We start from the raw sequence: 26,887 nt of genomic DNA, 5'->3' as shown, positions 1-26,887 counted from the left end.
TCTTAGGCGTAGAGCATCGTGGGCTGGTTTATCCGCTTTGATCTTGTTTACTGCGATGGGATGCAATAACGCAAAAAAGCCAACCGAAGGCGGCATCTCTCCGACCGAGGCGCAATCGATCGCGAAGGATGCCTATGTGTATGGCGTTCCCATGGTCGCTCAGTACAAGACGATGTACGCCTTCTCAGTTGATAAGGGCAACCCGCAATACAAGGGACCGTTCAACTCCATCCTGAACATTGCGCGTGTCTTTACGCCAGCCGACACTGCCTTTGTTACGCCCAATTCTGACACGCCCTATTCCTTCGGCGGCCTCGACCTGCGCGCCGAACCCGTCGTGATCACCATTCCGAAGATGGAGAAGAATCGCTACTTCGTCTTCCAGTTGCTGGACCTGTACACCTTCAACTTTGCTTACATTGGCAGCCGCACCACGGGAAATGATGGGGGCACGTATCTGATTGCAGGGCCAGAATGGAAGGGCGAGGTGCCCAAGAACATTACCCGGACGTTCAACGCCGAGACAGAGTTCGTGTCCGTCGTTGGCCGCACGCAGCTCTTTAATCCTGCCGATCTGCCCAATGTGAAAAAGATTCAGGCTGGGTACAAGATTGAGCCGCTACACGAATTTGCCCACACGGCTCCACCTGCTCCTGCGCCGCCCATCGACTGGCCGAAGCCCATCTCACAGGCCGAGCAGACATCGCTTGCCTTCTTCAACCAGATGGCCTTCCTGCTGCAATTCTGTGTTCCACCGCATCCCAGTGAAACAGCGTTGCGGCAGAGCTTTACAAAGATTGGAATCGCGCCGGGCAAGCCCTTTGACGCATCTGCTTTTTCGCCTGACGTTCAAACGGCGATGAAGGCCGGAATTGAAGATGGACAGAAGGCCATTGACGCGAGTCGCGCAGCCACTGGCGGCAAGACAGACACGCTGTTCGGCACCCGTGAGTATTTGAAGAACAACTTTCTTGCACGCGCCACCGGCACACAGATGGGCATTGGCGCCAACTCCCGCGACGAAGCCCTCTATCCCATCTTGGACAAGGACGCGGATGGCCAGCCCTTTGACGGCAGTAAGGGCAACTACACTTTGCACTTTGCCAAAGGACAGTTTCCGCCGGTAAACGCCTTCTGGTCGCTGACGATGTATAACCTGCCGAGTCAGCTTCTGGTGCAGAACCCCATCAATCGCTACCTCATCAACTCGCCGATGCTGCCGCAACTCAAACTCGATCCGGACGGCGGCCTCACCATCTACATTCAGGCCGACTCTCCGGGAGGTGCGAAGCAGGCCAACTGGCTCCCCGCGCCCAAAGGTCCATTCATGCTGACCATTCGCTACTACTGGCCCAAGCCGGAGCTACTCAATGGCGATTGGACGTCGCCCTCCGTGCAACGCGTGCAGTAAAGAGCTTGCCCAAAATCGGAAGTGGTGTTCAGGGGGAACCATCGTATGAAGCGACTTGTACTTTTTCTTTGTTGTGCATTGATTGGCTTCGCTTCGCTTACGGCGTGCAACAAGCCGCAAGTGGAATCCGCCAGCCCTGGTCCTGCTGATCAGCAGATCGTTGATTCCTACACCTATCTGTATGGTCGTTACCTCGTGCTCCAGCAGGAGAACCTGGACATTAAAGTCGAGAAGGTGGGGTACAACAAGATCAAGTACAACCCGCTCGGCTCGGCAGCGTTCGTCAATCCCAACCTTGACGTGGCGTATCTCGAAGCATGGCTTGCAGTGGACCCCACGCACGCCGTCATACTGAACGTGCCGAAAATCACCGGCCGCTACTATACGGCTGAGCTGTTGAACGGCTGGGGCGAGGTCATCACCAACATCAACGAGCGCAACTACCCGAAGACTCCATACGGCAAATTCGCGCTGGTCATGAAAGGCACGAACCCCGACATTCCGGCAGGCGCGGTAAGGGTAGAGGTTCCGTGCACGAAGACGAAGATGCTAGCTCGCGTAGAGCTGAAGGGAACTCCCCTGATCGCGAAGAAGCTCCAGGAGCAATTCACACTGACTGTTCCTGAAGACATCAAGATCGATCCTCCCATCACAGTACCTAAGTTCACGAACGCGAAGCCCATCGGCGGCGAGATCTTCGACAACGTAGAAGAGGTCGTAGCTTCATGCGAAGACGCCATGCCCAAGGCATCCGAGATGCAGGCGCTGGCAAGACAGGTTGAAGCCTATCGCAAATCGAGTGAGCAGGCGAAGACGCACGTCGATGAGGTCGTCAACACAAAGGCAATCCCCGCGTTCCTCGCCGGCGCAAAGGGCTTCGGCACGCAGAAGGGCGGCTGGTCAGTCAGCTACAAGGCCGGCAAGTTTGGCGACGATATGATGGCCCGCGACATCATCAACTATGGCGGCCTTTGGGCAAACGAAATTAAGGAGGCCATCTATTTCGTCGGCCTCACCGACTCGGACAAGGGTCTGCTGAACGGTGATAACGCCTACCAGATTCGCTTTCCGGCCGATGCCTTGCCCTCCAGCGAGGTGAACGCCTTCTGGTCGATGACGCTCTACAGCGTGCCCGACTACCGCGTCGTCGACAACCCGATGAAGCGCTACAACCTCAGCAGCCAGTCGCCGCTAAAAAAGAACGCCGATGGTTCGCTCAGCATATGGGTCGGTTCTTCTATGCCGAAGGGAGCCCTTGCTTCAAACTGGCTGCCAAGCCCTGCAGGCAAGGGATTCGCATTGACCCTACGGATGTACGTCTCGAAGGACGATGTACTGGACGGGAAGTGGTTTCCTCCAGAGATCAAGCACGTGCCATAGATCAGCCACAAGGACGCTTCTTGAATTGGCCGGCACGACTCCAAACTTCCGTGTCGTCGACTATCGCTTCTAGTTAGAACCCGTTACTTGATGCCAAATCGCCGAGTCATTCATCTGAGCCGGATTGGGAATGATAAGTCGGCTTGTCGTCGGCGCGTCAGAAAAACAAATAAAGAAGCCCGGCTTGCGCCAGGCTTTCATGTATTTCACGTCGAAGACGTACGAAGTACTATTCTTCCGTCCAGCGCTTGAAGATGAGCGAACCGTTGGTGCCGCCGAAGCCGAAGGAGTTGGAGAGAGCGTAGTTCAGCTCCCTTTCCACGGGCTTGTTGGGCACGTAGTTCAGGCGGCATTCGGGATCCACTTCGTCCAGGTTGATGGTCGGTGGAGCAATGCCCTTCTGCAGCGCCATGAGGGTGATGCCTGCTTCCAGTCCGCCTGCGCCGCCCAAAAGGTGGCCGGTCATGGACTTGGTGGAGCTGACGAGCAGCTTGTGGCTCAGAGCGTGCTCGCCGAAGATCGTCTCCATGCCCTTGCTCTCCATTGCGTCGCCAAGCGGCGTGGAGGTGGCGTGGGCATTTACGTAGTCGATCTGTTCCGGCTGCAGATCCGCAGACTTTAGAGCGTTCCGCATGGCGCGTGCGCAGCCCTCACCTTCGGGGGCCATGCCGGTCATGTGGAATGCGTCGGAGCTCATGCCGTAACCGACGACTTCACCCAGAATCTTTGCGCCGCGTGCCTTGGCAAACTCCAGCTCTTCCAGGATGAGGATGCCTGCGCCTTCGCCGATGACAAAGCCGTCGCGATCCTTGTCCCAGGGACGCGAAGCCTTTGTGGGAGCGTCGTTACGCGTGGAGAGCGCCTTCATGTTCGCGAAGCCGCTGACGCCCAGGGGCGTGATGGCAGCTTCTGCACCGCCCGCGATCATGGCGTCGGCATCGCCGCGCTGAATGATGCGGAAGGCGTCGCCAATGGCGTGCGCCGAGGTGGTGCAGGCGGTTGCCGTGGCTTCGTTGGGACCTTTCGCTCCGTACTTGATGGAGACGTGGCCCGCGGCGAGGTTCACGATAGACGCCGGGATGAAGAAGGGCGATACCTTGCGCGGGCCACCGTTCATCAGGTTGGTGTGCTCGCGTTCGATGATGTCAAATCCGCCGATGCCGGAGCCGATGTGGACGCCGATCATCTCTGCGTTTTCCGGCGTGACCTGCAGGCCGGAGTGGGTCATGGCCTCAGCCGCCGCAGCCATAGCGAAGTGGATGAAGCGGCCCATCTTACGGGCCTCCTTCTTCTCCACGAACACGTGCGGATCAAAGTCCTTGACTTCCGCGGCAAACAGCACGGAATGGCCTTCGAGGTCGAAGGCCGTGATCCCTGCCATACCGCTCTTGCCAGCCATCAGCGATTCCCACACAGCCGGAGCCGTGTTGCCGATGCCGCAGATCAGTCCGATGCCCGTTACGACTACGCGCCGTGCGGGAATTGTTGCTTGTGCCACGATTACTTTGCCTTTGCGTGCGCTTCGATGTAGTCCGTTGCGTCCTTGACGGTCTTGATCTTCTCAGCGTCTTCGTCAGGGATCTGAATGTCGAAGGCTTCTTCAAACTGCATCACGAGCTCTACCACGTCGAGCGAGTCCGCGCCCAGGTCTTCCTGGAAGCTGGCGCCGGGGGTTACCTCGGCCTCGTCCACCTGGAGCTGCTCCACGATGATGCTTTTCACCTTCTCGTCAACCGATGCCATTGCTTTCTCCTAAACAGAACCTATTAAAAATGATTGCTGCAAACCCTTTGGATGCGGAATCCGGACAACCAACGTTCCGGACCTCCGGATGCCCTTTTCGGCATGCTGAACCGCTAACCAGTGTACAGAGCGCGGAGCCGCGTTACCAGAGAGGAGGCATTTTCCGAACGGCTTTTTACCACGCGGGTACTGTAAATACATTTTTACAAAGCGTCATCTTACGGCATCTAAATTAATCTGCGAGTGGGTTTTGAGGCGTTCGAGGGCGGGTTTTTCTGACCCTTATCGGTGGATGAATGAAGAAAAGCCATACAGAGACGGAATGAACTACCTCTTGCTGCCCGATTTTTTTGCGATGTCACTGCTCGTGGGGGTGCTGCTGGCAGTGCGCCAGCGGCATCGCGACCGCGAGGGGCTACGGCTGTGGATTGGCGGATTGATGCTGATCCTGGCGGAATGCGCCGCGCACATTATCTACATGCTGCGTGACGCACCTCTGTCGGTACATCGTGCGGCACATGCAATTGCTCTGGATTCGTACCTGTTGGCGGGAATTTTGTTTGTGTTTTCGGCGGTGCCATCGCTGCGGGAAGTTCCGCGCCGGATGCTGGTGGTCTGCACCAACTCCATTCCTTTGCTGGTGATGCTGGCCTACTACGGAATGGATGGAAGAAAGCCGTCCGTTTATTGGGGATGCATCGCCGTCGGCGCCCTGGTGAAGGTCAACTCCTGCTTCCGGATGAAAAGCTGGCTCCATTTTGGGGTGCTCACCATCCTGTGGGGCTCGATTGCCTATTTTGTTTTCGAGGCGCAGTTCCGGAACGCCGTTTATGTCGGTCTGGCGCTGGTTTACCTGCTATCCGCGATTGCCTTCTATCACTTCCTACCCAGAAGCAGCCGTGGAAGCGTAGCCGTGATTGGCGGGTTTGCCATGTGGGCGCTCTGTTTTGCTGTACATCCCTGGATTTCGCAGAAGCACCCGGAGTGGACCGACTTTGCCCGCGAAGTGTGGGACATGCAGAAGTTCATCATCACAGTGGGACTGCTGGTGGTGATGCTGGAAGATCAGTTGTTGAACAGTGAGCGGCTGGCGCTGCACGATGAACTGACGGGACTTCCGAATCGCAGGCACTTTGATGATCGTCTGCATGCGTTGTTGCTGCATGCGGAACAGGAACGCCACAGCGTCAGCGTATTCACGCTGGATCTGAACGGGTTCAAGCAGGTGAATGACTCGCTGGGCCACGACGCAGGCGACATTCTGCTGAAGGCAGTCGCCGTGAATCTGGGAATGACGGCGAGGCCGCTTGGTCTGGTGGCGCGGCAGGGTGGTGATGAGTTCTCAGTGATCGTGGCTGGTGCGGACGAGATGGAGAAGCTACACATCCGCAAGCTTCTGCTGGAGGCCGTGGAAGAGCCGGTGAACCTGGGGCCGAGCTATGCAGAGCGCGTAGTGCGAGTCTCCGCAAGTATTGGGGTTGCCACGTTCCCACTGGACGCCGAGGAGCAGGGCGCGCTGATGCGTCTGGCGGACCAGCGCATGTATGAACAGAAGGCCATGCGAGATTCGCTGCGCCGCAGCCGTGCGTCGTCAGAGCGTGCGGCGGTGCAGTTGCGATCGCAGTCGGCTTAGGATTCGTCTTCTTCAGTTGCGAAGAGAACGGGAGCCACGCTGGCGGTTTCAAACGAGAGCAGGCCACTTTGGGGGGCAGCTTCCAGCGCTGGTAGCTCGCTGACATCGTGGAGTTTGCGATTGATCTGGCGAGTGCGTGTGCCTATGTCGCCAAGCGTGTTCTGCACGGTCTTGACGTTGTTCTGGACCTTGTCCATCAGGAGTTCGAATTTACCGAATTCCTTTTTCACGTTCGCAAGCACGTTCCAGACTTCGCTACCTTTTTGCTGAATGGCAAGTGTGCGGAAGCCCATCTGGAAGCTGGTAAGAATTGCCATGAAGCTGGACGGCCCCGCCACGGTGACGCGGCACTGGGACTGTAATTCTGCCTGTAGTCCTGGGCGGCGCATTACTTCCGCGTATAGCGCTTCCGTGGGAAGGAACATGATGCCAACGGGCAGGGTCTTGGGAGGGTCGATGTACTTGTCGCAGATGCGCTTGCCTTCTGTGCGAATGGCGCGCTCAAACGCGGTTCCCGCCTTGTCCTGCTCTTCCTTCGTCCCGTGTTCGTATGCCCATTCCAGACGCTCCCAATCTTCACGCGGGAATTTGGCGTCGATGGGGAGAAGCACGTGATTGTTGTCGCCCTCGGGGATTTTGAGGGCGAACTCCACAGCTTCGCCGGAGCCTTCCTTAATCTTCGCGTTCACCAGGTACTGATCGCGGCTGAACATCTGTTCGAGCTGCATGCCGAGTTGGAATTCACCCACAACACCGCGTGACTTCACGTTGGAGAAGACGCGCTTCAGGTCGCTGACGCCGGTAGCGAGTTCCTTCATCTCACCCAGACCCGTGTGGACCTTGGTGAGCTGATCGCTGACTGTACCGAAGCTGGCAGTGAGGCGCTCGTTCAGTGTGGATTGCAGCTTTTCGTCGACGATGACGCGCATTTCGTCGAGCTTGGCGGCGTTGTCGGTGTTCAGGGTGCGCAGGCCGGACTCGACCGTGCCACGGAGCTTTTCACCAGCTTCACGCTGCTCCTGGCCGATCAATGCAAGCGAGCGCTGCAGCGTATCGCGCAGGTTTTCGTTGTTCGCTGTGTTCTTGGTTGCGAGGTCAGAGAGTGACTGGTTCAGCGCAACGCGGGAGTCGCGTTCCTGCTTTGCGGCTTCCGCGAAGAAGGTTTCAAGACGCTGGCCGATGCGGTTGAGTTCGCCGGTGACGGCTTCGCGAAGCTTGTTCGCAGCTTCAGTGTTGTCCGTGCGGAAGCTGCCGAAGGCGGTCGCGTTTTCTGTGCGCGAGGCGCTGATGCCATCGTTGATGGCTTTCGAGAGCGTGGCGATGGAGTTGCTGACTTCTTCGCGCAGGTTACGGCTGGTCTGCTCGGCGGCATGGCGCGCCTGCGTGGCGTTCTCTGCCTGTTCTCGCCGCAGTTCGATGACATGGTTGCGCATGGCGGCATCGCTCGCGTCGAGCTTGGCGGCCAGCTGAATCATGGCATCCGGCAGCGTGGCAAGGCGCGGATCGGCAGTGGTGTTTGCGCCGGATTTACGCGTCAGCAGAACGACCAGAAGAACAAGAAGGATGAGTTGTAGCGCCAGGACGGCCAGCAGCATGTTTTCGCTTTCCCTTCACTTTCAGCATACGCCGCGGTTGGGGTTGCTGCTGCTGTCCCGGCTGCGGAAAACTCGTCGCGCTACGGTAGTTCGCGCAGCTTGATATTGCGGAACTGAACCGGGAACCCGTGATCCTGCAGAAGGATATAACCGTGGTCCGCTTCGCCGAAGCCAGGGTAAATGTGGTACTTGCTACCGGCCACGAGCTCGCGGAAGGCTGGAGTTTTGCGGTCGTACTCGACGACCTTCACGCCGTTGAGCCAGTGTTCGCCGTGGGTGCCGCGAACGACGATACGGGCGGTGTTCCATTCGCCGATGGGGCGCGTGGGCTTGTTCGCAGCGGCGGGAATCATGTCGTATAGCGAGGCGATGGTGCGGTCGCCATCCTTGCCTTTCTTGGCGTCGGGATGAACGGCGTCGTCCAGCAATTGATATTCGAAGCCAATGTTGGAGCCGTGGCCTTCGTGTCCGGGCGTGTCGTTCAGGTCGACGAAGTACTTGATGCCGGAGTTGGCGCCGCGTGTGAGGCGGAAGTCGACCGTGAGCTCGAAGTTGGTGTATTCACGCGTGGTGATGATGTCGCCCGCGTTGCCGCCTTCTTCGCCTCCTGATTCCGTCACGGCAAGCACGCCGTTTTTCACTTCCCAGCCTGAAGAGGGGAAGGCATTCGAACGCGTGCTGCGCCAGCCTGTGCTGTCGTGACCGTTGAAGAGCAGCTTCCAGCCAGCGGCCTTCTCTGTTGTGGTGAGCGTGTTGGGGGCCTGAGCGGGAGCGGCTTGCACGCTCAGAATGGCTGCTGCGACGAGGAGGCTGAAGATGCGCATGGCAGGAACGATACGCTTGCGGCTACGTGGTGCGGAAGAGCGCCTTGAAGCCGTAGTCCATGTGCTGCTGAATGTGGCAGTGGAAGAGTGACAGGCCAGGCTGATCTGCGGTGAAGTCGACGACGGCGCGGCCGTAATACGGGACGACGACCGTGTCCTTCATCAAGCCGCCCATCTTCTTGCCGTTCATTTCGACGACCTCCCACATATGCCGATGCAGGTGCATGGGATGCGCGTCGTCGGTCCAGTTACGCATGATGAGGCGATAGCGCTCACCGCGTTGCAGGACGTATTCGTTTTCGTGCGGGTAGGGTTTGCCGTTGATGGTCCACACGTTGAATTTGCCCATACCGCGGGGCAGTTTCTCAAAGTGCATGTCGATGATGTTCTTCGGCGCGGGTTGTGAGGATTGCGGTAGCGCGAAGTTGGCGTAGTCCCACGGTTCTTTTTTCGGATCGATCCACGTGGGTTGTTTCCTTTGTCCTGCGTATTCCACGATGCAGCCAAGGCCGCCTTCACGCACCATCTTCTCCGTGCCGCCCAGAATCCAGACGCCGGGGTTGTTCATGGTGACTTCCACATCGATGCGTTCACCTGCGCCGATAAAGACGCTGCTGCGCTCTGCGGGCTTTGGCACCGGGTTACCGTCCATGCCGATAACGCGCATGGTGTGGCCCGCCAGCGCGACGCGGCGGTTTTCAATGGGGCTGGCATTGCAGAAGTGGATGAGCAGCTTCTGTCCCTGGCGGACGCGGATGGGATCGCCTGCGCCTAACGCCTTGTCGTTGATGCTGTAAGTGACGGAGACGACTTCGAGGCCGTTGGGGTCGTTGTTGATCTTAGGCGGCTGTTCCAGCATGGGGGCGTCGTGGGTGTCGTCATCATCGTCTTCCATGCTGCCGGAAAAGAACGGCTCCCAGTCGCGCAACGTCAAAAACAGCTCCTGATCGTAGCTACCCTTGTCGTTGCCGTCTTCCACGTACACGAGGCCGAACTGGCCGGTGTAGCCGCCCTTGTGCAGATCGTCCATGGCCATGGCGTGCGAGTGGTACCATCGCAGACCACTGGGGCCGGGCGTAAATGTGACGCGGCGATGTCCGTGCGGCGGAACGAAGGGGGATTGCTCCTCTTCGGTGCCGTCGGCTTCGGCAGGGATAGTCATGCCGTGCCAATGGACGAGTTCGGGCGTGTCGGTGTCGTTAAAGATGTCGACGGTGACTGGTTTGCCCGCTTTCATACGCAGCAGAGGGCCGGGGGCGGAACCGTTGTAGCCGATGGTGGAGAGCGATCGCTGCTGGTCCAGGTCAACCTGTACGGGGGCGATACGGAGTTCGTAGTCGGCTTTGGGCTGTTGTGCCAACAGGGGCAAAGGCCGCGCCAGATGGCTGAGTGCGGCAAGAGAGCCCATCTTTAGCAGGTTGCGCCGGTCCAAACGTCGCTCCCTCACATTTCTTTGGAAATGCCGCTCACGTGCCGGGTGGCTGCATCGTCTCATGCGCCAGATAGACGCCGCAACTGTTTCGATTGGGCTGCAACAACTGCGCGACGTCGTTCGTCTGTATGGGTAAGACGCAGGCGATTTCTGTTAGTCTCAGCCGCACACGCACGCACACCGCTTTTGATTGGAGGACGCCTCCCGATGAAGCTTTCGCGCATTGCTTTGCTCGCCGCACTTTGCGGAACCGTGTGTGCTGTTGGCGTTCGCGCGTGGCAGCGTGTAGGCAACTTCGGCTTTGGCAGTGATGACTCGCCATCGAATGTGAAGTCAGAGTTTTACTGGTCACGATTGTCGTATGCGTCATCCCTTTCCAGTTATGGAGGATATGGCGGCGGGTACTTCGGACGCTCTTCCTGGGCACGCGATTATCCCAAGGCAGACCGGCAATTTCTGATTGCCATGCATCGGCTCACGCGCATTGACGGGCGACCGTATGAGCAGGTTGTGAACCTGGATTCCGATGACATCTTCAACTATCCGTGGATTTACGCGGTGCAGGTACAGACGTGGACTTTTACAGACGCAGAGGCGAAGCGGCTGCATGACTATCTGCTGAAGGGCGGCTTCCTGATGGTGGATGACTTTCACGGCACGGAAGACTGGGACAACTTTATGCGTGGCATGCGACAGGTGTTGCCCGATAGTCCGGTGGAAGATCTGCAATCGAACGACGAAATCTTTCACACGTTGTACGACGTGGACGACAAGATGCAGATTCCCGGGGAGCACTACATCCGCACACATCGCACCTATGAGAAGGATGGTTATCAGCCGAAGTGGCGCGCCATTCGCGATAAGGATGGCCGCATCATGGTGGCCATCTGTCACAACATGCATCTGGGCGATGCGTGGGAGTGGGCCGATGATCCTTACTATCCTGAACCGTTTGCCTCCATGGCGTTTCGCGTGGGGTTGGACTACATCCTGTATGGCATGACGCACTGAGGCGCTCTCCCAAACATGTTTCCGCTGCTCTTCAAGTATCCGAGTACGGTGTTTGCGAAGGGACACCTCGTGTTCCTGTCGCGGTGGCCTGTGTGGCTGTTGCCGTTGCTTGTCGTACTGGCGGTGGTTGGGCTTGGGTTGTTGATTCGCTATCGGCTACGGCAGATCAAGCCGTATCGCAACGAGACTCCGGCAATGACACATCGTCGTGCGTGGAGCGTGTGGGCGCTGCAGTCGGCGTTAGTGACATTGATTCTTCTTTTGCTGTGGCAGCCTGCATTGTCTGTCGCGGAGTTGAGTTCGCAGCAGAACATCATTGCGGTGGTGGTGGATGATTCGCGTTCCATGGCTACTGCGGATGCGGATGGAAAACCACGTATCGATGGCGCACTGAATGCATTGCGCGGCGGTGTACTGGATGGGTTGAATAAACGTTTTCACACGCGGCTGTACACGCTGGATAGCAAGTTGACAAAGGTGGATTCACTGAATGGCGTTGTTGCTTCGGGCAGTGCAACGCACCTGGGCGATGGGTTACAGCAGCTTGCCACGGAGACGGCGGATCTTCCGGTGGGAGCTGTTGTGCTGCTGACGGATGGCAGTGAGAATTCCGCCGGTCTTGGTGGCAGCGGGATATCACTAGCAGCGATGCAGGCTTTGCGCAATCGCCGCTTGCCAGTGCATACCGTTGCGTTTGGTTCGGACAAACCGCTGCACGATCTTGAGATGGAAGATGTCAGCGTCGCGCCGAATGCAGTGGTGAATGCACGTACCACTGCTTCGTTGACGTTTGTGCAGCATGGCTATGCAAATCGGCAGGCGACGTTGACGATCCGTGATGGCGATCGGACGCTTGCGGCAAAGAGCATTACGCTGCAGCGCGATGGCGTAATGCAGACGGAGCCGCTGTTCTTCTCCGCAGGCGAGGCTGGTGCGCGGACGCTGGTGTTTTCCGTGGAACCGTTCGCGGATGAGAGCAACGCGAAGAACAACGCGTTGACGCGACCTGTGCTGGTGCGTGATGCGAAGCGCCGCATTCTGTATGTGGAAGGCGAACCGCGATGGCAGTTCCGTTTTCTGCGTCGTGCGGAGGAAGATGATCCTTCTGTGCAGATTGTGTCCATGCTCCGCACCAGCGAGAACAAGATTTATCGGCAGGGCATTAGTGGCCCCGACGAACTTGCTGAGGGATTTCCAACCAAGGCCGAAGACCTGTTTGCGTATAGCGGCATCATTATCGGCTCCGTTGCAGCAGACTATTTCACACCGGCGCAGCAGGAGTTGATTCGCGAGTACGTGGATCGTCGCGGCGGGGGTGTTTTGTTTCTTGGTGGACGGCAGTCGCTGAGCGATGGTGGATGGACCGCGTCGAGCCTGAATGAATTGATGCCGACGTTCCTTCCCGCAGGAACGAATCATTTCAAACGCAATGCGGCTGTGGTGAACCTGACGGATGCAGGTGTGGCATCGCCGATGACGCGGCTGCTGGAAGATCCGCAGAAGAATGCAGAACGCTGGAGAAAGCTGACGTACCTGGCGGACTTCGAAGATCCCGGTAGTGCAAAGCCGGGCGCCACGGTGCTTGCGGAGATGAGTAGCGGCGGCAAGCGTATGCCGTTTCTCATCACGCAGAACTATGGCAATGGGCGCACCGCGATTCTGGCAAGCGGTGGTACATGGCGATGGCAGATGAGCGAGGCGCTTGGTGATCCATCGCACAATTTGTTTTTTCAGCAGTTGCTGCGATGGTTGGTGGCGGATACGCCGGGTGCTGTAAGTGTGAATACGTCAGCGCGCACGTTGTCGGATACGGGGCACATCGACATTGCGGCCATCGTGCATGACAAGCAGTTTCAACCGGCGCGTGATGCGCATGTGATAGCGCATGTGACCGGGCCTGCAGGCGTGGATGCTGCGTTGGAGATGAAGCTTTCGCAGGAGACACCCGGCTTGTATACCGCGAGTTATACGGCAGAGAAGGCTGGGCCGTATCTCACGGAAGTTACGGCAACTTCTGACAAGGACGAGCTTGGACGCGATACAGCGACGTTTCAGCGTGAGGATGGCGTTGCCGAAGCGTTCCATACAGAGGCGAATCCGAAGCTTCTGGATCAATTGGCACGCGATACGGGTGGCAGCGCGTGGGCGGGGAATAACTTGAAGAATCTGCCGCGGGACATTTCATATTCCGAGGCAGGCATTTCCGTTCGCTCGATCAAAGAGCTTTGGAATATGCCGATTGTGTTTGTGCTGTTGCTGGCATTGCCACTAACGGAGTGGTTGATGCGTCGGAAATGGGGTGTCGTATGAAGCGGCTCCTCTTGTTGCTTGCAAGTTTCATTGTCACGCTGCATGCCGCGGCTGCAACGTATTACGTGACTGTTGCGGGGCTGGGCGGTGAGCCGGATTATGAGCAGCGCTTTACGGCGAACGCAAAAGATCTGGATAAGGTATTTCGCGGCATCGCAGGTGCGCATGTTTTGACATTGACCGGCACACAATCTACAGCGGCGCAGCTACGCACGGCGCTCGCAGGCGTGGCGCAGCAGGCTACCGCGAACGACGACTTCGTGCTGGTGTTAATCGGACACGGATCATTTGACGGAACGGAATACAAATTCAACTTGGTGGGGCCCGATTTAACTGCTGTAGACATTGCTGCCATGTGCGATCACATTGCATCGAAGCGGCAGTTAGTGGTGGACACGACGAGCTCAAGCGGTGGAGCTATTGCAGCGTTCGAGCGCAGTGGCCGCATTGTGATTGCAGCGACAAAGTCTGGCACAGAGAAGAATGCGACAGTCTTTGCGCGGTACTTTGTCGAAGCTTTGCAGGATACCTCCGCGGATGTGGACAAGAATGATTCGCTGACAGCGGCTGAGGCTTACACCTACGCGTCGCGCAAGACTGCGGCGTTCTATGAGTCGCAGAAGCGGTTGGCGACGGAACATGCCGTGTTCAACGATACCGGCCGCGGCGAAGCCGTACGTGATGCAGGTGGTGGGCAGGGACAGTTGATGGCCAGCTTTACGCTGCTGCGTTATGGCGCCGCGCAGAAGGCTGCAAGTGATCCCGCGAAGCAGTCCCTCCTGGCGAAGAAGGAAGAACTGGAACAGAAGATCGATGTGCTGAAGTACAACAAGGCTGCGATGGATCCTGCGGATTACAAGAAGCAGTTGACCGCGGCTTTGTTGGAACTGGCGCAGGTGCAGGGGGAATTGGATAAATGAAACTCCTCCTCGGCTTCGCGCTGGTCTCTTCGCTTGCACATGCGGCATCGCCCTCTGATTGTTGGACGCTGGTGCATCACGGGCAGAATGCGCGTGCGTGTTTCACACAATTGACGCAGAGCAGCAGCGCGTATGAGCGTGCAGAGGGAGCCTGGGGCTTAGAGGATTGGCAGGCAGCGAATGAGAATTTTCGCGATGCAGCGAAGGTTGCCAGTAGCCATGCGTTGGTCAAGGTTCGTTGGGCTTTGTTGCTGCACGAGCGGTTTAACAATGCTGAGGCCGCCGATCTTTTTCGGGAGGCAATCGAGCAGGACCCAAACTTTGCGCCGGCATATCTGGGGCTGGCCACGGTCCAGGCGGAGGATTACAGCGGCAATCCGAATGAGGCGATTGCAAAGGCGCTTGCGCTGAATCCGAAGCTTGCGGGGGCGCATGAGCTTGCTGCGAAGATTGCGCTGGATAACGACAATCGTGAACTTGCTGAGAAGGAAGCGGATGCTGCGCTGGCGATTGAGGGGGAGGCGACGAGCGCGATGGCTACGCGGGCCGCGCTGGAGTTGATTGCGGACCGTCCGCCGGACGTGTGGTTAGCGAAGATTGCGGCAGTGAATCCGCACGATGGTGCGGCATACATGCAAATGGCGCATCACCTGGAGCTGCATTATCGGTTTAATGATGCGGCTACGTATTACCGCAAGGCGGTAGAGAAGCAGCCGGAATTGTGGGCGGCGCATTCGGCTTTGGGCATTGAAGAGATGCGGTTGGGGCGTGCGGAGGAGCCGCAGAAGGAACTGGAGCTTGCCTATAACAACGGCTATCGTGATCCGGCAACAGTGAATAGTCTGCGGTTACTGGATTCGTTGGCGAAGTTCAAGACGGTGAAGGATGCGAGCACTGTGCTGATCCTTGATCCGAAGGAAAGCGATCTTCTGGCGCCGTATGTGCAGGAGGAACTGCACACCATTCTCGCTACGTATTCGAAGAAATATGCGATGGAGTTGCATGGGCCGGTGCAGGTGGAGATGTATCCCAACCATGAAGACTTCGCGGTGCGCACCATGGGTATGCCTGGGTTAGGCGCATTGGGTGTGACATTTGGGCAGGTGATTGCGATGGATTCTCCATCGGGACGCAAGCCCGGTGAGTTTAACTGGGGCGCAACGCTGTGGCATGAGATGAGTCATGCGTACATCATCACAGCGACGAATCAGCGCGTGCCGCGATGGTTCACCGAAGGGCTTGCGGTGCATGAAGAGGGGCAGCGTTCGCCTGAATGGAGAGACCGCGTAACGTCGGATATTCTGCTGGCCATTCGCGACAAGAAACTGATGCCCGTGGACAAGCTGGACCGCGGATTTGTGCACCAGGAGTATCCGGGGCAGGTGTTGGTGAGTTACTTCCAGGCCGGAGCTATTTGCGATTACATCAGCAACACCGCTGGTGAGGCGAAGCTGTTGGAGATAGTGCACGCATATGCTGACGGGCAGGATACGAAGCAGGCATTGCAGTCGGTGTTGCACCTTTCACCCGAAGCGTTTGACACGCAATTCCTCGCTTCAATCGATAAACAATATGGCAAGGAAGCGCAAGGTTTTGATGTCTGGCGTGCGAAATTGAAAGCACTCGTTGCAGCCTCTGAAGCGAAGCAGTATGACGATGTGATTGCGAATGCACCTGCGGTGATTGCGTTGTATCCCGAATACGCCGGTGATGCGAACGCGTATGAATTGCTTGCCGACGCGCAGCACGTGAAAGGCAATGCCACGGAAGAAGCGAAGGCACTGAGCGCCTACATGCATGCTGGTGGACAGCAGCCGGAGTTGCTAAAGCGTCTTGCTGCGTTGCAGGAGAAAGCGGGTGATGCGTCCGCGGCCATTGCTACGCTGACGCGCGTTCTCTATATCTATCCAGTGCGCGATACGGAGTTGCACAAGCATCTTGGAACGCTGTTGATGGCAGCGAAGCAGTATGACGGTGCGGTGCGCGAATACGCGGCTGCAGTCACAACGCGCCCACTGGATATGGCCGGTGCGCAGTATGACCTGGCATCTGCATATATGGCAGCAGGGCAACGCGATAAGGCGCAGGAAACAGTATTACTGGCGCTTGAAGCCGCGCCAGATTTCCGGCCTGCTCAGAAGCTCTTACTTGAATTGCAACAAACGAAGTGAAAGGAACGCGAGACTAGATGGCCTTCACCGATCTTCCACCGGATGCAGCGCAACTTCAGCAGCGCATTGAGCGGTTTCATGCTGTGCGCGACGGCATTATTCAGCAGGTTCGCCAGGTCATCGTCGGACAGGACGATGTGATTGAGCAGGTGCTCATTGCACTGTTTGTCGGCGGCCATTGTTTGCTGACCGGCATGCCCGGCACCGCGAAGACGCTGATGGTGCGCACCGTGGCAGAAGCGTTAGGGCTGGAGTTTCGGCGCATTCAATTCACACCAGACCTGATGCCTTCAGACATCACAGGCACGGACATCATTGAAGAAGATGCCGTGACGGGACATCGCCGATGGACGTTTGTGCAGGGGCCAATCTTTGGCAATGTGATCCTGGCGGATGAGATCAATCGCACACCGCCGAAGACGCAGGCCGCATTGCTGGAAGCGATGCAGGAACGATCCTGCACGGTGCGTGGACATATCTATCAATTGCCCGCGCCGTTTTTTGTCCTGGCTACACAGAACCCCATTGAGTTGGAAGGAACGTATCCATTGCCGGAGGCGCAGTTGGATCGATTTCTCTTCAACGCGGTATTGGACTATCTGAGTCCAGAAGACGAATTGAAGGTGGTTGACCTAACAACGGCAACGCGCGTGCCAACGATCGCGGCTGTTACCTCGGCGGATGAGTTGCTTGATTTTCAAAGGCTGGTGCGCGAGGTTCCCATCTCAGAAACGCTCGCGCGTTACGTGGTGGACCTAGTGCGTGCGACGCGGCATAAGAGTGACAACGCACCGGAGTTTGTGAAGAAGTATGTGAGTTATGGCGGCAGCATTCGCGCGGCGCAGTTTATTGTGTTGGCCGCGAAGGCGCGCGCATTGTCGCGGCAGCGGTATCACGTGGCGCAGGAAGATATTACGGCGGTTGTGATTCCGGTGCTGCGGCATCGCATTTTGTTGAACTTCCATGCGGAGTCAGAGCGGGTGGATGCAGACAACATTCTTACGCGATTGATTGCTACTGTGCCAAGGCCAAAGGAGTAGCGGTTGCAACGATTTCTACAGCCCGCGGTGTTGTCGGCCATCTCTTCGCTGGATTTGTTAGCGAAGACGGTGGTGGATGGTTTTGTGGCTGGCCTGCACCGGTCGCCGGACTTCGGCTTCTCGCAGGAGTTTGCGGAGTATCGCGCGTATGCGCCGGGCGATGATCTTCGGCACGTGGACTGGAATTTGTTTGGGCGCACGGATCGAACCTATATCAAGCGTTATCGCGGTGAGACGAATTCACAGTTAACTGTGCTGCTGGATGCGAGCAACAGCATGCAGTTGGCGAATGCCGACGTTTCCAAGATGGACTATGCGCGGTATCTCGCGGCGTCGTTGTTTTATTTGGCAATCAAGCGGCAGCGCGATGCGGCGGGTCTGATTGTTTTTGACGACGAGGTTCGTGAATATGTGCGGCCTTCTGCCCGGTCAGGACAAATGGCGCGATTACTGGCTGGATTGGAGCATGCGGAGCCTCGTGCGCGCACAGACTTTGGTAAGCCGCTGCATCATTTTCAGCAATTGCTGCACCGGCGCGGCATCGCCGTAGTGGTTTCGGATTTTTATGAAGAACCGGAATTGATTGTGAAGATGATTGAGCCGTTGCGCTTTCATGGCAACGAAGTGGTGCTGTTTCATGTGCTGGATCCGCAAGAGGTGCGGATGGAGTTGAAGTCGGCTTCGGTGCTTGTTGATCTGGAGACGGACCAGCGTATTGAAGTGATTCCGGAATATGCAAAGACAACTTACCGACAGAAGATGCAGACGCATATTGAATCACTGCGGTCGAAGGCTCGTGCTGCGGGATTGGGTTATCGGCTGCTGTTGACGGATCAGCCGTTGGATCACGCGCTGCGTGAGTATTTGACGTTGCGACAGATGGGGAACGCATGACGGAACGACAACAGCGCGGAAAGGAGATGCGTTAAGCCGTGGGATTTCTTGCGCCGTGGTTTCTGGGTGGATTTCTTGCGTTGGGTGTGCCCGTGTTTGTGCACCTGCTGCGGCGTCATGTCACGGTACCGCGGCCTGTCGGGTCGTTGATGTTCTTTGAGCGTGGCACGCAGAGTTCCACGAAGCATCGTCGATTGAAGCATCTGCTGTTGTTTGCGCTACGTGCGGCGCTGGTGTTGCTCGTGGTATTGGCGTTTGCCAATCCGTTTGTGAAGCGGCCTGCGGCTGATCCTGCAGGGCGGTTGTTGATGATTGTGCTGGACAACTCGTACAGCATGCGTGCGGGAACGCGTTTTGAAGATGCAAAGCGCGAAGCGTCCGAGATGTTGGCGAAGCGACCTGGATCGCAACGGGCACAGGTGATTGCACTGGGTGGGCAAGTGCAGGTGCTAACGCAACCTACGGATGATGGCACGCAGTTGCGATCCGCGCTTGAAAGTATCCAGCCAGGCGATGGGCATGCAAGTTATGGCGAGCTAGCGCGGACCCTGCGTTCGTTGCGCGAGGGAAGCCGGCAGCCTGCGGATCTGCACTTATTCAGCGATGTGCAGAAGTCAGCAATGCCGGCGAGCTTTGCGGATATGGTGATGCCGGACGTTGCATTGACATTGCATCAGGTAGGCAAAGGAGGTTCCACAGAGAACTGGACAGTCGCCAGTGTGGATGCGCCTGCGGAGATTGCCGATGTGAAGGATCCAAAGCAATCGCGTGCGCGTGTAACGGTGACGGGGTTTCATGCGCGAGCTGCAAAGAAGAGCGTGTCACTGCTGGTCAATGGGCACGTTACTGTCACGAAGCAGGTGGATGTTCCGGAGAATGGCAGCGCTACCGTGGAGTTTGCGCCGCTGGATGTGGCGTATGGATTCAATCGTTGCGAGGCGCGCATTGATGGCGGTGATGCGTTCGGCGCGGATGATGTGAGTTACTTTGCAATTCGTCGCTCTGACCCGGAGAAGGTGCTGTTTCTGCATGGTATCGGTGATGGGCGGTCGGAGTTGTATTACGGTTCGGCTCTTGCGGCGGCTGCGCATGCTTCGTTTACATTGCAGAGCACCAGTGCGGCTGTTGCGAATGATCTTGATCCTTCACGTTTTGCGTTTGTAGTGCTGTCAGATGCGGTGACGTTGCCTTCCATTTTTGAACACAATCTGCAGGATTATGTGCAGAAGGGCGGCAACGTGTTGGTTGCACTGGGTACGGCTGCAGGGCATCATGCGCCCATTCCGCTATGGGGAAGCGATGTGAAGGACACACGCAGCTATAACGCAAACGCGCCTGCAACGGTGGGACAGGTGGACTTTACGCATCCTGCGCTGCAGGATGCGCAGCCGGGTCGTGACAATGGCGGATGGGCAGAAGCGAAGATTTTTTATGCGGCACAGGTGGATGTTGCGAATGCACGTGTGCTGGCGCGGTTGAATGATGGAACGCCACTGTTGATGGATCGCGCAATGGGTGAAGGGCATGTACTGCTGCTGAGCACAGGGTTAGATAACCTGACGAACGATCTGCCATTGCACCCGGTGTTCGTGGCATTCGTAGATCGCAGTGCGCGGTATCTCGCTGGTGCAGAGCGGTTGGCTGGTTCGCGCATGGTGGACAGTTTTGTGACGTTGCGTTCGGGGAATGAGTCGACGGCGAGTGTTGAGGTGATCGATCCCGATGCGAAACGCGCGCTCTCATTAGAGGAAGCACGCACCGCGCAGACGTTTCGTTTGGAGCGCACGGGGTTTTACAACGTGCACTTTGCCAGTGGCCGCGATGCGGTGATTGGTGTGAATGCGAATCGGCTGGAGAGCGATCTGGAGCCGATGCCGCAGGATTTACAGCAGTTGTGGGCTGGAAGCAACAGTGGTGAGGCGCAGAGCCAAACTGTTGCAGCGACTGGCGATGCGAAATTTCAGCGCGTGAGCTTGTGGTGGTGGGTTATGCTGCTGGCACTCCTCGTAGCGATTGCGGAGACAGCGCTCTCCGGCAGCTACATGGCCACGCAGCGGGAGGATGCATGAGTTATCAGGGCGAACTCCGCAGTTATATTGCACGTATCCGGCAACGGTTGCAGTTACATGCAGGCGTGCGTGGCGTGGCGATCTTTCTGGCAACAGCACTGATGATGACGCTGGTGCTTGTACTGCTGCTGAATCACTATGCTTTTCCTCATGCGGGTACAGTACAGGCGCGGGTCGTGTTGCTTGTTGTGCTTGTTGTGGCTGCGTGTGCAGGCATCGCGTGGCCGTTGTGGCGGATGACGGCTTCGCGCGCGATTGCGCATGTTGAGACTGTGCATCCGGAGCTTGAGGATCGGCTGACGACGTTTCATCAGCGCGAGGAAGCGTCGAATGCATTCGTGGAGTTGTTGGCTGCGGATACGCTGTCGAAGACAGAATATGTAGAGCCGCACTCGGTTGTACCTGCAACAACGCTGGCGATGTTTGCTGGCGCGGGTACGGCTTGTGTTGTGGTTTTGCTGTGGATGATTTTTGCAGCGCCGGGATATGTGGGCTATGGCGCTTCGCTGTTGTGGCGCGGCGAACGGAAAGCTGCGCAGCCGCTCTATGCAATTGCGGTACAGCCCGGCGATGTGACGGTGCGGCGGAACAGCGATCAGTTGATCACAGCCGAGATTACGAATCTGCATCCGGAACGTGTGGAGTTGTTTGCGCGCTTTCACAGCAGCAATGGATGGGAGCCAGTGGCAATGCAGGCGATTCCGTCTGCCACAGGCAATGCAAGTTATCAGTTTACGTTTACTGGTTTGCCGGAGGATGTGGAGTATTACGTGACGGCTGGGCCGCTGACCTCGGAACATCACACGGTGCGTGTGGCTGATCTTGCTGCAGTCAAGTCAGTGAAGGTGACGTATCACTACCCCTCGTGGACGGGGCTGAAGACGGAGACACAGGAACATGCGGGCGATCTGCGTGCGATTGAGGGCACACAGGCAGAACTGCAGATTGAGATGGATCGTACGTTGAAAGACGGCAATCTTTCACTGGACGATGGGCGCACGATTCATCTGGAGCCAGTAGAGCGCAATCGTTACAAGGGAACGATTGCGATGGCGAAGGATGGTGCGTATCACGTTGCGGGAACCGCTGATGGCAAGCAGGTGCGTTTGAGTGAGGACTACTTTATTGCAACGGATAAAGCGGAGCCGCCTCAGATTGCGATTGAGAAGCCGGGACGTGATTATCGTGCGAGCCCGATTGAGGAAGTAACGATTGGTGTGAAGGGTGGCGCGCAATTTGGACTGCGTGATATGCACCTGCATTACAGCGTGAATGGTGGCCCGGATAAAGACATTGCCATGTTGAACAAGCCGGGTGCGCATGATGCAGACGGGAAGTACACGCTGCGACTGGAGGATTTCAAGCTGCAGCCAGGTGATCTTGTCAGCCTGTATGCGACAGCACGCGACGGTCATGCGGAGTCGCGCACGGATATTTCATTTATTCAGGCGGACCCATTTGAGCGTGAGTTTTCGCAGTCGCAACAAGGCGGCGGCGGAGGCGGTGGTGGAGGCGGGCAGCAGGGCGGCAATCAAACAGATATTTCGCGGCGACAGAAAGAGTTGATTGAGCAGACGTGGAAGCAGATCAACGACAAAACTGCGACGGAGAAGAGCGCGAAGGCGCAGGGCGATTTTCTTTCCGGCGCGCAGATCAAGCTGCGTGATCAGGTAAATGCATTAAGTGTTCGCGTGAACAGCCGTGATCTTTCTGAAGCGAATGAAGAGTTCACCACCTTTGATAAAGCGATGCAGGAGGCAGCGAAGAATATGCAGCCTGCGAGCGAGAAGCTTTCCGTGACGAAGTGGCAGGATGCCTTGGTTTCAGAGCAGAAAGCATTGCAGGCTCTGCTGCGTGCGGAAGCGACGTTCCGACAGATTCAGGTGGCATTTGGACAGCAGGGTGGCGGAGGCGGAGGTGGTGGGAACAGCACCGGGCGCGATCTGGCTTCGCTGTTCGATTTGGAGTTAGACACTGAGAAGAACCAGTATGAGACGGCACGCACGTCGTCGCCGCAGGAGGAGCACCAGAAGCAGGTGGAAGATGCGCTGGCTAAGTTGGATGCGTTGGCAAAGAGACAGGAAGAGTTGGCGCAGCAGCAGAAGAATCCTCAGCAGGCGTTTCAGGAGCGTTGGCAGCAGGAGATGCTGCGGCGCGAAGCGGAACAGTTGCAGCGGCAAATGGAGCAGCTTGCGCAGAACAATCAGAACGGCCAGCAGGGATCATCGCAGAGCGGCCAGCAGGGCCAGTCTTCTTCACAGAGTGGACAATCTTCCTCTCAGCGTGGGCAACAGGGAGGCCAGCAGAGTGGACAGGATTCTTCTAGCAACGGTCAGCAGCAAGCTCGTGACGGTAGTAGTGGATCGCAGCCGAGCACGGACCAGCGCATTGAACAGGCTTTGAATCGTGTGCGTTCGGCCAGCGATGCCATGAAGCGTGCGGGAACGCCGGGTGCGAATAGTAACAGTGCAGAGGCTCAGCAGCAGGCAGCGCAACGCTTGCGCGAGGCGACAGGTTTGCTTGGTGGGGCGCAACAGAATCTTGCGGGCAATCGTATGGGACAGCTTTCACGCGAGGCTGATCGCATTCAGCAGGAGGAGAAGGCGCAGGCGCAGCGCATCGACGACTTCACAAAGCAGACGCAGAATCGCAACTTCAATCCGCAGGATATTCAGAACTTCATGCGGCAGCGTAACCAGCTTGCGGGGGATCGGCAGGAGTTGTCGGATAGCTTGTCGAAGCTGCAGAAGAACATGCGCGAGGCGGCGTCGGGCATGGCTGCAAATCAGCCGGATGCTGCGAAGAAGGTGCGCGATGCGCTGTCGGAGATGGATAACAGCGATCTCGACAATCGCGTGCAACGGAGCGCGGACTGGTTGCGCAGCGGCATCAATCCCAACGGCAATGGCACAGAGAAGGGCATTGCCGATGGGTTGTCGAAGTTGTCGCAGCAATTGCATGCTGCATCCGGCGCGGTTGGCAGTGGCAATGGTCAACGTCAACAAGATGCAGGGAAGCAGGATCCGACCGCTGCACTTGGCCAGGTCGCGCGGTTGCGCTCGGAGTTGCAGGCAATGCAGGCTTCGCGGCAGGGCAATGGTTTGAATCGTGGCAACAGCGGGCAGCAGGGAAATGACTCGCAGAGCCGCAACGGGCAACAGGGGAACGGTCAGGGCTCGCAGCAGGGACGCGGTGGCCAGCAATCGTCAGGTCAACAAGGCGGTGGGGCGCAGTCCGGGCAGAATGGTGGCGGCCAAAACGGCAATGCGCAAACGGCGGGGAATCGCAATGGCGGTGCTTTGACGCGAGGTAATGGACGCGATGGCGCAACGGATGATCGTGGTGGCCAGATGGGCGATTTAGGCAATCGCATGAATGCTGGAGGAGGAAATAACGGCACGGTCTTTGGCGGCACGAATACGGGTAACAATACGTATGCCGCAGGCGGGACGCCGTTTGGTGCAAAGGATACCTCTGACAATCCTGCGGATACGGAACGCAACTTCCAGCAGAGTTTGCGGCAGCTACAGGCATTGCGCGGCATGGTGCAGGGTGATCCGCAAGCGCAGAAAGATCTTGCTGAATTGACGCGGCAAATGCAGAACCTGGACCCGAAGCGGTTTCCGGGAAATCCTGCAATGGTGGAGCAGATGCACAGCGAGGTGCTGCGTACTGTTGACCGGTTGGAACTGGAGTTGCAGCGTGGTGGCGAAACCACGGCTCATACAGGCACCCCGCAAACTATCCCGGCTGGATATAGCGATTCTGTGGCGGATTACTACCGGCGGTTAAGTAAGAACGGCAATCGCTAAACGCGGTTCAAAGTGCTGCGGTGCGAACTGTGTCGGCGATAGTCACTGCTTTGCGCGTGCGTGGCACATCGTGGACGCGGACAACATGCGCACCTGCGAGTACGGCGATTACGTTTGCAGCAGCGGTAGCTTCATCGCGCAGATGTGGCGCAGGAGATTCTCCGCCTGTGTCGTTGCGCAGCGTGTTGCCAAGAAATCCTTTGCGCGAAAGCCCTATAAGCAAAGGGAAATCGAGTTCGCGGAGATGATCCAATTCGCGCAGCAGGGTCCAGTTCTCATTGCCCACTTTGCCGAAGCCGAAGCCGGGATCAAGAACAATGCTGGATTGTTCGCATCCCGCGCGCATCAGGCGCGATGCGGTCTCGCGTAGCTCGGTCAGAACCAGGGGAATGATTCGCTTCGGTTCCAGGCTTGCTTGCGTGGCCCATTCGGAGGGCAATCCGCGCGTGTGCATGGCAACAATGCCGCAGCGCAGTTCCGCGCAGGTAGCGGCCATGTCGCTGTCCCATAACGTACCGCTGACGTCGTTGATGATCTCCGCGCCCGCTTCGATCGCGAGTCGCGCAGTGGATGCGCGATAGGTGTCTACGGAGATGATCGTGCTGGGCCGCGCCTGTAGAAGGCCGCGAATCAGCGGCAGGATACGTCGCTGTTCCTCATCGGCACCGATGGCATCGGGTGTGCCCGCGGCTGTACCAGGGCGGGTGGATTCGCCACCAATGTCGATGATGTCCGCACCGTGATCCAACATATAGAGCGCGTGTTGCAGAGCTGTGTCGGCAGATGTGTATTCGCCGCCATCCGAGAAGGAGTCCGGCGTGGCATTGAGGATGCCCATGACCAGCGTGCGTTTCCCCAAAGGCAACGTGCGTGTACGCAATTTCCACTCGTATTGGCCGCGGGGCGCAATCTGCATGGTTTCCATTGTAGGAAATGAAGCGGTGGCTTGCCGTTGGAAACGCAGCAGAACGCGGTACACTCAGCCGCATGAGCTTCCGGTTTCTGCATGTTTTGTTGCTTTCAGTGTCGATTGCGTCCGCCTGCGCGCAGACGCAGGCGTTGCCCACGTATGACGGGCTGCCGCTGGCGGAGCGCGTGCAGCGCATTACCAGCGAACCGGGTGTAGTGCGCGCGCACTGGGGGGTGCGTGTGACCAAGCTGGATGGAACGCCGGTGTTCACCATGAACGATGTGCAACTGTTTCAACCGGCGTCAAATGCGAAGCTGTTCACCACCGCCGCGGCGATGGCGTTGCTGGGACCGGATACCACCTTTGAAACACGCGTGATTGCGAGTCCTCTGAAGCCGATCCACGAAGGCAATCTGGACGGCGATCTGGAACTGGTAGGCGATGGCGATCCGAATCTTTCCGGCACGACGCTGCCATATCTTTCACCTGCTCAGAGGCCGAAGGTTGATCCCAACGCGCCGCCGGTGGATCCTTTGCGATATCTTGCGCAGCTTGCGGACAAAGTTGCTGCAACTGGATTGAAGCATGTTGCAGGGAACATCGTTGGCGACGATACGCTGTTTCCCTACGAACCATATCCTGAGGACTGGAGCATCGACGACGCGGTCTGGGGTTATGGTGCGCCAGTCTCTGCGCTGACGATCAATGACAACCTGATCAACATCAAATTGAAGCCGGGTGTGAACGTAGGTGACCCCATCACGTATGAGCTTTCGCCTGCTATGCCTTGGTATTCCATCAATACGGTGGATGCGAAGACCGGTGACGCGAAGAGTGGATCGCACCTGGCGATTGAAGGTATGCCAGATTCGCGCAACATCCGCATCTACGGGACGATCGCCGTGGATAGCGCACCGGATGCTGAAGAGTTAGCGATCAATGATCCTGCGGACTATGCCGCGACTGCGTTCAAGATGCTGCTGGAAGAGCGAGGCGTCAAGGTGGATGGAAAGCCAGTGAGCAAGCATCGGCTACCGCAGAATGAAGGCAGCTTTACCGTAGAGGCGCGTAAGCCGGTGACTCTTCCGGCTGCGGGGGAATTGGCGCATCGGGCAACAGGTGTTTCTGCTTCCGGTGCGGATCCGACAAGTCACACCAAGTTGGCGTCGCTGACGTCGCAGTCTGTTGCGACGGACATGATGTTGACCAACAAGATTTCGCAGAACCTGCATGCAGAGATATTTCTGCATCAGTTGGCCGCGGCGTTTGGCAATGGCTCCACGCTGAGCGGTGCGCGTGTGGTGCGGACATTTGTGACACAGCGCGCAGGTGTAGATCCGGAAGACTTTATCTTCTTCGATGGGTCGGGTCTGAGTGGGCATGACCTGGTAACGCCGCGTGCGATCACTACGCTGCTGCAATATGCTGCCACGCAACCCTGGTTTGCCACATGGAAGGCGACACTGCCTGTCGGTGGTGAAGACGGCACGCTGCGCGCGCGTTTCCCCGGTGCTCCCATGAAAGACCACGTTTCGCGAAACAGGAACGTTGAGCGAGGCGCGTGCGCTGTCGGGTTACATTGATTGCGCCAGCGGGCAGACGCTCATCTTCTCCGTGATGGTGAATGCGCATACGCCGCGCACCAGCGATGACATGAAGGCGATGGATCGGATTGTGTCTGCGATTGCTGCCACGAATTGACGGTGTGATTCAGTTGCCATGGACGCGGCGG

The 26,887-nt window shown here is 57.5% G+C and carries 19 protein-coding genes; 13 read left to right on the top strand and 6 right to left on the bottom strand.

The genetic code is table 11. The annotated features are described in order from the left end of the window. Positions 1 to 37: 37 nt before the first annotated feature. Together JAO32_RS12180 and JAO32_RS12175 are read left to right on the top strand one after the other, a co-directional pair. Positions 38 to 1,411, top strand: a complete 1,374-nt coding sequence (locus JAO32_RS12180; protein WP_334240723.1) for a DUF1254 domain-containing protein — start codon at positions 38 to 40, stop codon at positions 1,409 to 1,411. Between the two features lie 45 nt (positions 1,412 to 1,456). After that, the gene (locus tag JAO32_RS12175; RefSeq protein ID WP_334240722.1) at positions 1,457 to 2,791 is read left to right on the top strand and encodes a DUF1214 domain-containing protein; all 1,335 of its coding nucleotides are present in this window, start codon (positions 1,457 to 1,459) and stop codon (positions 2,789 to 2,791) included. A gap of 229 nt (positions 2,792 to 3,020) precedes the next feature. On the opposite strand, the gene fabF is transcribed toward JAO32_RS12175, so the two are convergent. Both fabF and JAO32_RS12165 read right to left on the bottom strand, forming a co-directional pair. After that, complete coding sequence (fabF, locus tag JAO32_RS12170) at positions 3,021 to 4,289, bottom strand: beta-ketoacyl-ACP synthase II (RefSeq protein WP_334240720.1); 1,269 nt, start codon at positions 4,287 to 4,289, stop codon at positions 3,021 to 3,023. A 2-nt stretch (positions 4,290 to 4,291) separates the two neighbouring features. Continuing rightward, positions 4,292 to 4,534, bottom strand: a complete 243-nt coding sequence (locus JAO32_RS12165) for an acyl carrier protein (protein ID WP_047490765.1) — start codon at positions 4,532 to 4,534, stop codon at positions 4,292 to 4,294. A gap of 322 nt (positions 4,535 to 4,856) precedes the next feature. Here JAO32_RS12165 and JAO32_RS12160 point away from each other — a divergent pair, with 322 nt between their 5' ends. Then, the gene (locus JAO32_RS12160; protein ID WP_334240717.1) at positions 4,857 to 6,167 is read left to right on the top strand and encodes a GGDEF domain-containing protein; all 1,311 of its coding nucleotides are present in this window, start codon (positions 4,857 to 4,859) and stop codon (positions 6,165 to 6,167) included. Here the strand turns inward: JAO32_RS12160 and rmuC are convergent. From rmuC to JAO32_RS12145, 3 genes are all read right to left on the bottom strand, one after another. Then, positions 6,164 to 7,762, bottom strand: coding sequence for a DNA recombination protein RmuC (gene rmuC / locus JAO32_RS12155; protein ID WP_334240715.1), 1,599 nt, complete (start codon positions 7,760 to 7,762; stop codon positions 6,164 to 6,166). The two genes, JAO32_RS12160 and rmuC, sit on opposite strands and share 4 nt — an antisense overlap. An 80-nt stretch (positions 7,763 to 7,842) precedes the next feature. Next, positions 7,843 to 8,586, bottom strand: a complete 744-nt coding sequence (locus JAO32_RS12150; RefSeq protein ID WP_334240712.1) for a 3-keto-disaccharide hydrolase — start codon at positions 8,584 to 8,586, stop codon at positions 7,843 to 7,845. A 22-nt stretch (positions 8,587 to 8,608) separates the two neighbouring features. Then, entirely contained in the window at positions 8,609 to 10,018 is a 1,410-nt protein-coding gene (locus tag JAO32_RS12145) for a multicopper oxidase family protein (protein ID WP_334240710.1), read from the bottom strand. Between the two features lie 207 nt (positions 10,019 to 10,225). On the opposite strand from JAO32_RS12145, the gene JAO32_RS12140 reads away from it, so the two are divergent. From JAO32_RS12140 to JAO32_RS12105, 8 genes are read left to right on the top strand one after another with little or no spacing between them, the layout of a single operon-like run. Beyond that, a complete protein-coding gene (locus JAO32_RS12140; RefSeq protein WP_334240708.1) occupies positions 10,226 to 11,029 on the top strand; it encodes a DUF4159 domain-containing protein in 804 nt (267 codons plus the stop codon). Between the two features lie 15 nt (positions 11,030 to 11,044). After that, positions 11,045 to 13,339 carry a glutamine amidotransferase gene (locus JAO32_RS12135; RefSeq protein ID WP_334240706.1) on the top strand — a complete coding sequence of 765 codons (2,295 nt, stop codon included), beginning with the start codon at positions 11,045 to 11,047 and terminating at the stop codon, positions 13,337 to 13,339. Beyond that, entirely contained in the window at positions 13,336 to 14,259 is a 924-nt protein-coding gene (locus tag JAO32_RS12130) for a hypothetical protein (protein ID WP_334240704.1), read from the top strand. The genes JAO32_RS12135 and JAO32_RS12130 overlap by 4 nt, the downstream gene beginning before the upstream one ends. After that, the gene (locus tag JAO32_RS12125) at positions 14,256 to 16,430 is read left to right on the top strand and encodes a peptidase MA family metallohydrolase (RefSeq protein ID WP_334240703.1); all 2,175 of its coding nucleotides are present in this window, start codon (positions 14,256 to 14,258) and stop codon (positions 16,428 to 16,430) included. The genes JAO32_RS12130 and JAO32_RS12125 overlap by 4 nt, the downstream gene beginning before the upstream one ends. Positions 16,431 to 16,447: 17 nt before the next feature. Continuing rightward, entirely contained in the window at positions 16,448 to 17,470 is a 1,023-nt protein-coding gene (locus tag JAO32_RS12120; RefSeq protein WP_334240700.1) for an AAA family ATPase, read from the top strand. 3 nt (positions 17,471 to 17,473) lie between these two features. After that, positions 17,474 to 18,364 carry a DUF58 domain-containing protein gene (locus JAO32_RS12115; RefSeq protein ID WP_334240698.1) on the top strand — a complete coding sequence of 297 codons (891 nt, stop codon included), beginning with the start codon at positions 17,474 to 17,476 and terminating at the stop codon, positions 18,362 to 18,364. A gap of 38 nt (positions 18,365 to 18,402) precedes the next feature. After that, entirely contained in the window at positions 18,403 to 20,433 is a 2,031-nt protein-coding gene (locus JAO32_RS12110) for a BatA and WFA domain-containing protein (protein WP_334240696.1), read from the top strand. Beyond that, positions 20,430 to 24,245: a hypothetical protein gene (locus JAO32_RS12105; protein WP_334240694.1), complete on the top strand. Its 3,816-nt coding sequence runs from the start codon at positions 20,430 to 20,432 to the stop codon at positions 24,243 to 24,245. The genes JAO32_RS12110 and JAO32_RS12105 overlap by 4 nt, the downstream gene beginning before the upstream one ends. 7 nt (positions 24,246 to 24,252) lie before the next feature. Here JAO32_RS12105 and folP read toward each other — a convergent pair whose 3' ends face one another. Next, complete coding sequence (gene folP, locus JAO32_RS12100; RefSeq protein ID WP_334240692.1) at positions 24,253 to 25,161, bottom strand: dihydropteroate synthase; 909 nt, start codon at positions 25,159 to 25,161, stop codon at positions 24,253 to 24,255. Positions 25,162 to 25,178: 17 nt separating this feature from the next. Between folP and dacB the strand changes: the two genes are divergently transcribed. After that, positions 25,179 to 26,738, top strand: coding sequence for a D-alanyl-D-alanine carboxypeptidase/D-alanyl-D-alanine endopeptidase (gene dacB / locus JAO32_RS12095; RefSeq protein WP_334240690.1), 1,560 nt, complete (start codon positions 25,179 to 25,181; stop codon positions 26,736 to 26,738). Next, positions 26,704 to 26,856 carry a D-alanyl-D-alanine carboxypeptidase gene (locus JAO32_RS12090; protein ID WP_334240688.1) on the top strand — a complete coding sequence of 51 codons (153 nt, stop codon included), beginning with the start codon at positions 26,704 to 26,706 and terminating at the stop codon, positions 26,854 to 26,856. Before dacB ends, JAO32_RS12090 begins: the two co-directional genes overlap by 35 nt. The last annotated feature ends 31 nt before the right edge of the window (positions 26,857 to 26,887 follow it).

The sequence above is a fragment of the Terriglobus sp. ADX1 genome, assembly GCF_036877645.1.
Taxonomy (GTDB): domain Bacteria; phylum Acidobacteriota; class Terriglobia; order Terriglobales; family Acidobacteriaceae; genus Terriglobus.
The sequence above is the reverse complement of the archived record's forward strand: the minus strand, read 5'-3'. Positions and strand labels throughout refer to the sequence as shown.

Excerpts from the sequence above, each read along its gene's own strand:
- JAO32_RS12135 (WP_334240706.1), top strand. The coding sequence starts at position 11,045 with ATGTTTCCGCTGCTCTTCAAGTATCCGAGTACGGTGTTTGCGAAGGGA.
- JAO32_RS12150 (WP_334240712.1), bottom strand. The coding sequence starts at position 8,586 with ATGCGCATCTTCAGCCTCCTCGTCGCAGCAGCCATTCTGAGCGTGCAA.
- JAO32_RS12175 (WP_334240722.1), top strand. The coding sequence starts at position 1,457 with ATGAAGCGACTTGTACTTTTTCTTTGTTGTGCATTGATTGGCTTCGCT.
- JAO32_RS12120 (WP_334240700.1), top strand. The coding sequence starts at position 16,448 with ATGGCCTTCACCGATCTTCCACCGGATGCAGCGCAACTTCAGCAGCGC.
- rmuC (WP_334240715.1), bottom strand. The coding sequence starts at position 7,762 with ATGCTGCTGGCCGTCCTGGCGCTACAACTCATCCTTCTTGTTCTTCTG.
- dacB (WP_334240690.1), top strand. The coding sequence starts at position 25,179 with ATGAAGCGGTGGCTTGCCGTTGGAAACGCAGCAGAACGCGGTACACTC.
- JAO32_RS12160 (WP_334240717.1), top strand. The coding sequence starts at position 4,857 with ATGAACTACCTCTTGCTGCCCGATTTTTTTGCGATGTCACTGCTCGTG.
- JAO32_RS12125 (WP_334240703.1), top strand. The coding sequence starts at position 14,256 with ATGAAACTCCTCCTCGGCTTCGCGCTGGTCTCTTCGCTTGCACATGCG.
- folP (WP_334240692.1), bottom strand. The coding sequence starts at position 25,161 with ATGCAGATTGCGCCCCGCGGCCAATACGAGTGGAAATTGCGTACACGC.
- JAO32_RS12105 (WP_334240694.1), top strand. The coding sequence starts at position 20,430 with ATGAGTTATCAGGGCGAACTCCGCAGTTATATTGCACGTATCCGGCAA.
- JAO32_RS12140 (WP_334240708.1), top strand. The coding sequence starts at position 10,226 with ATGAAGCTTTCGCGCATTGCTTTGCTCGCCGCACTTTGCGGAACCGTG.
- JAO32_RS12165 (WP_047490765.1), bottom strand. The coding sequence starts at position 4,534 with ATGGCATCGGTTGACGAGAAGGTGAAAAGCATCATCGTGGAGCAGCTC.
- JAO32_RS12130 (WP_334240704.1), top strand. The coding sequence starts at position 13,336 with ATGAAGCGGCTCCTCTTGTTGCTTGCAAGTTTCATTGTCACGCTGCAT.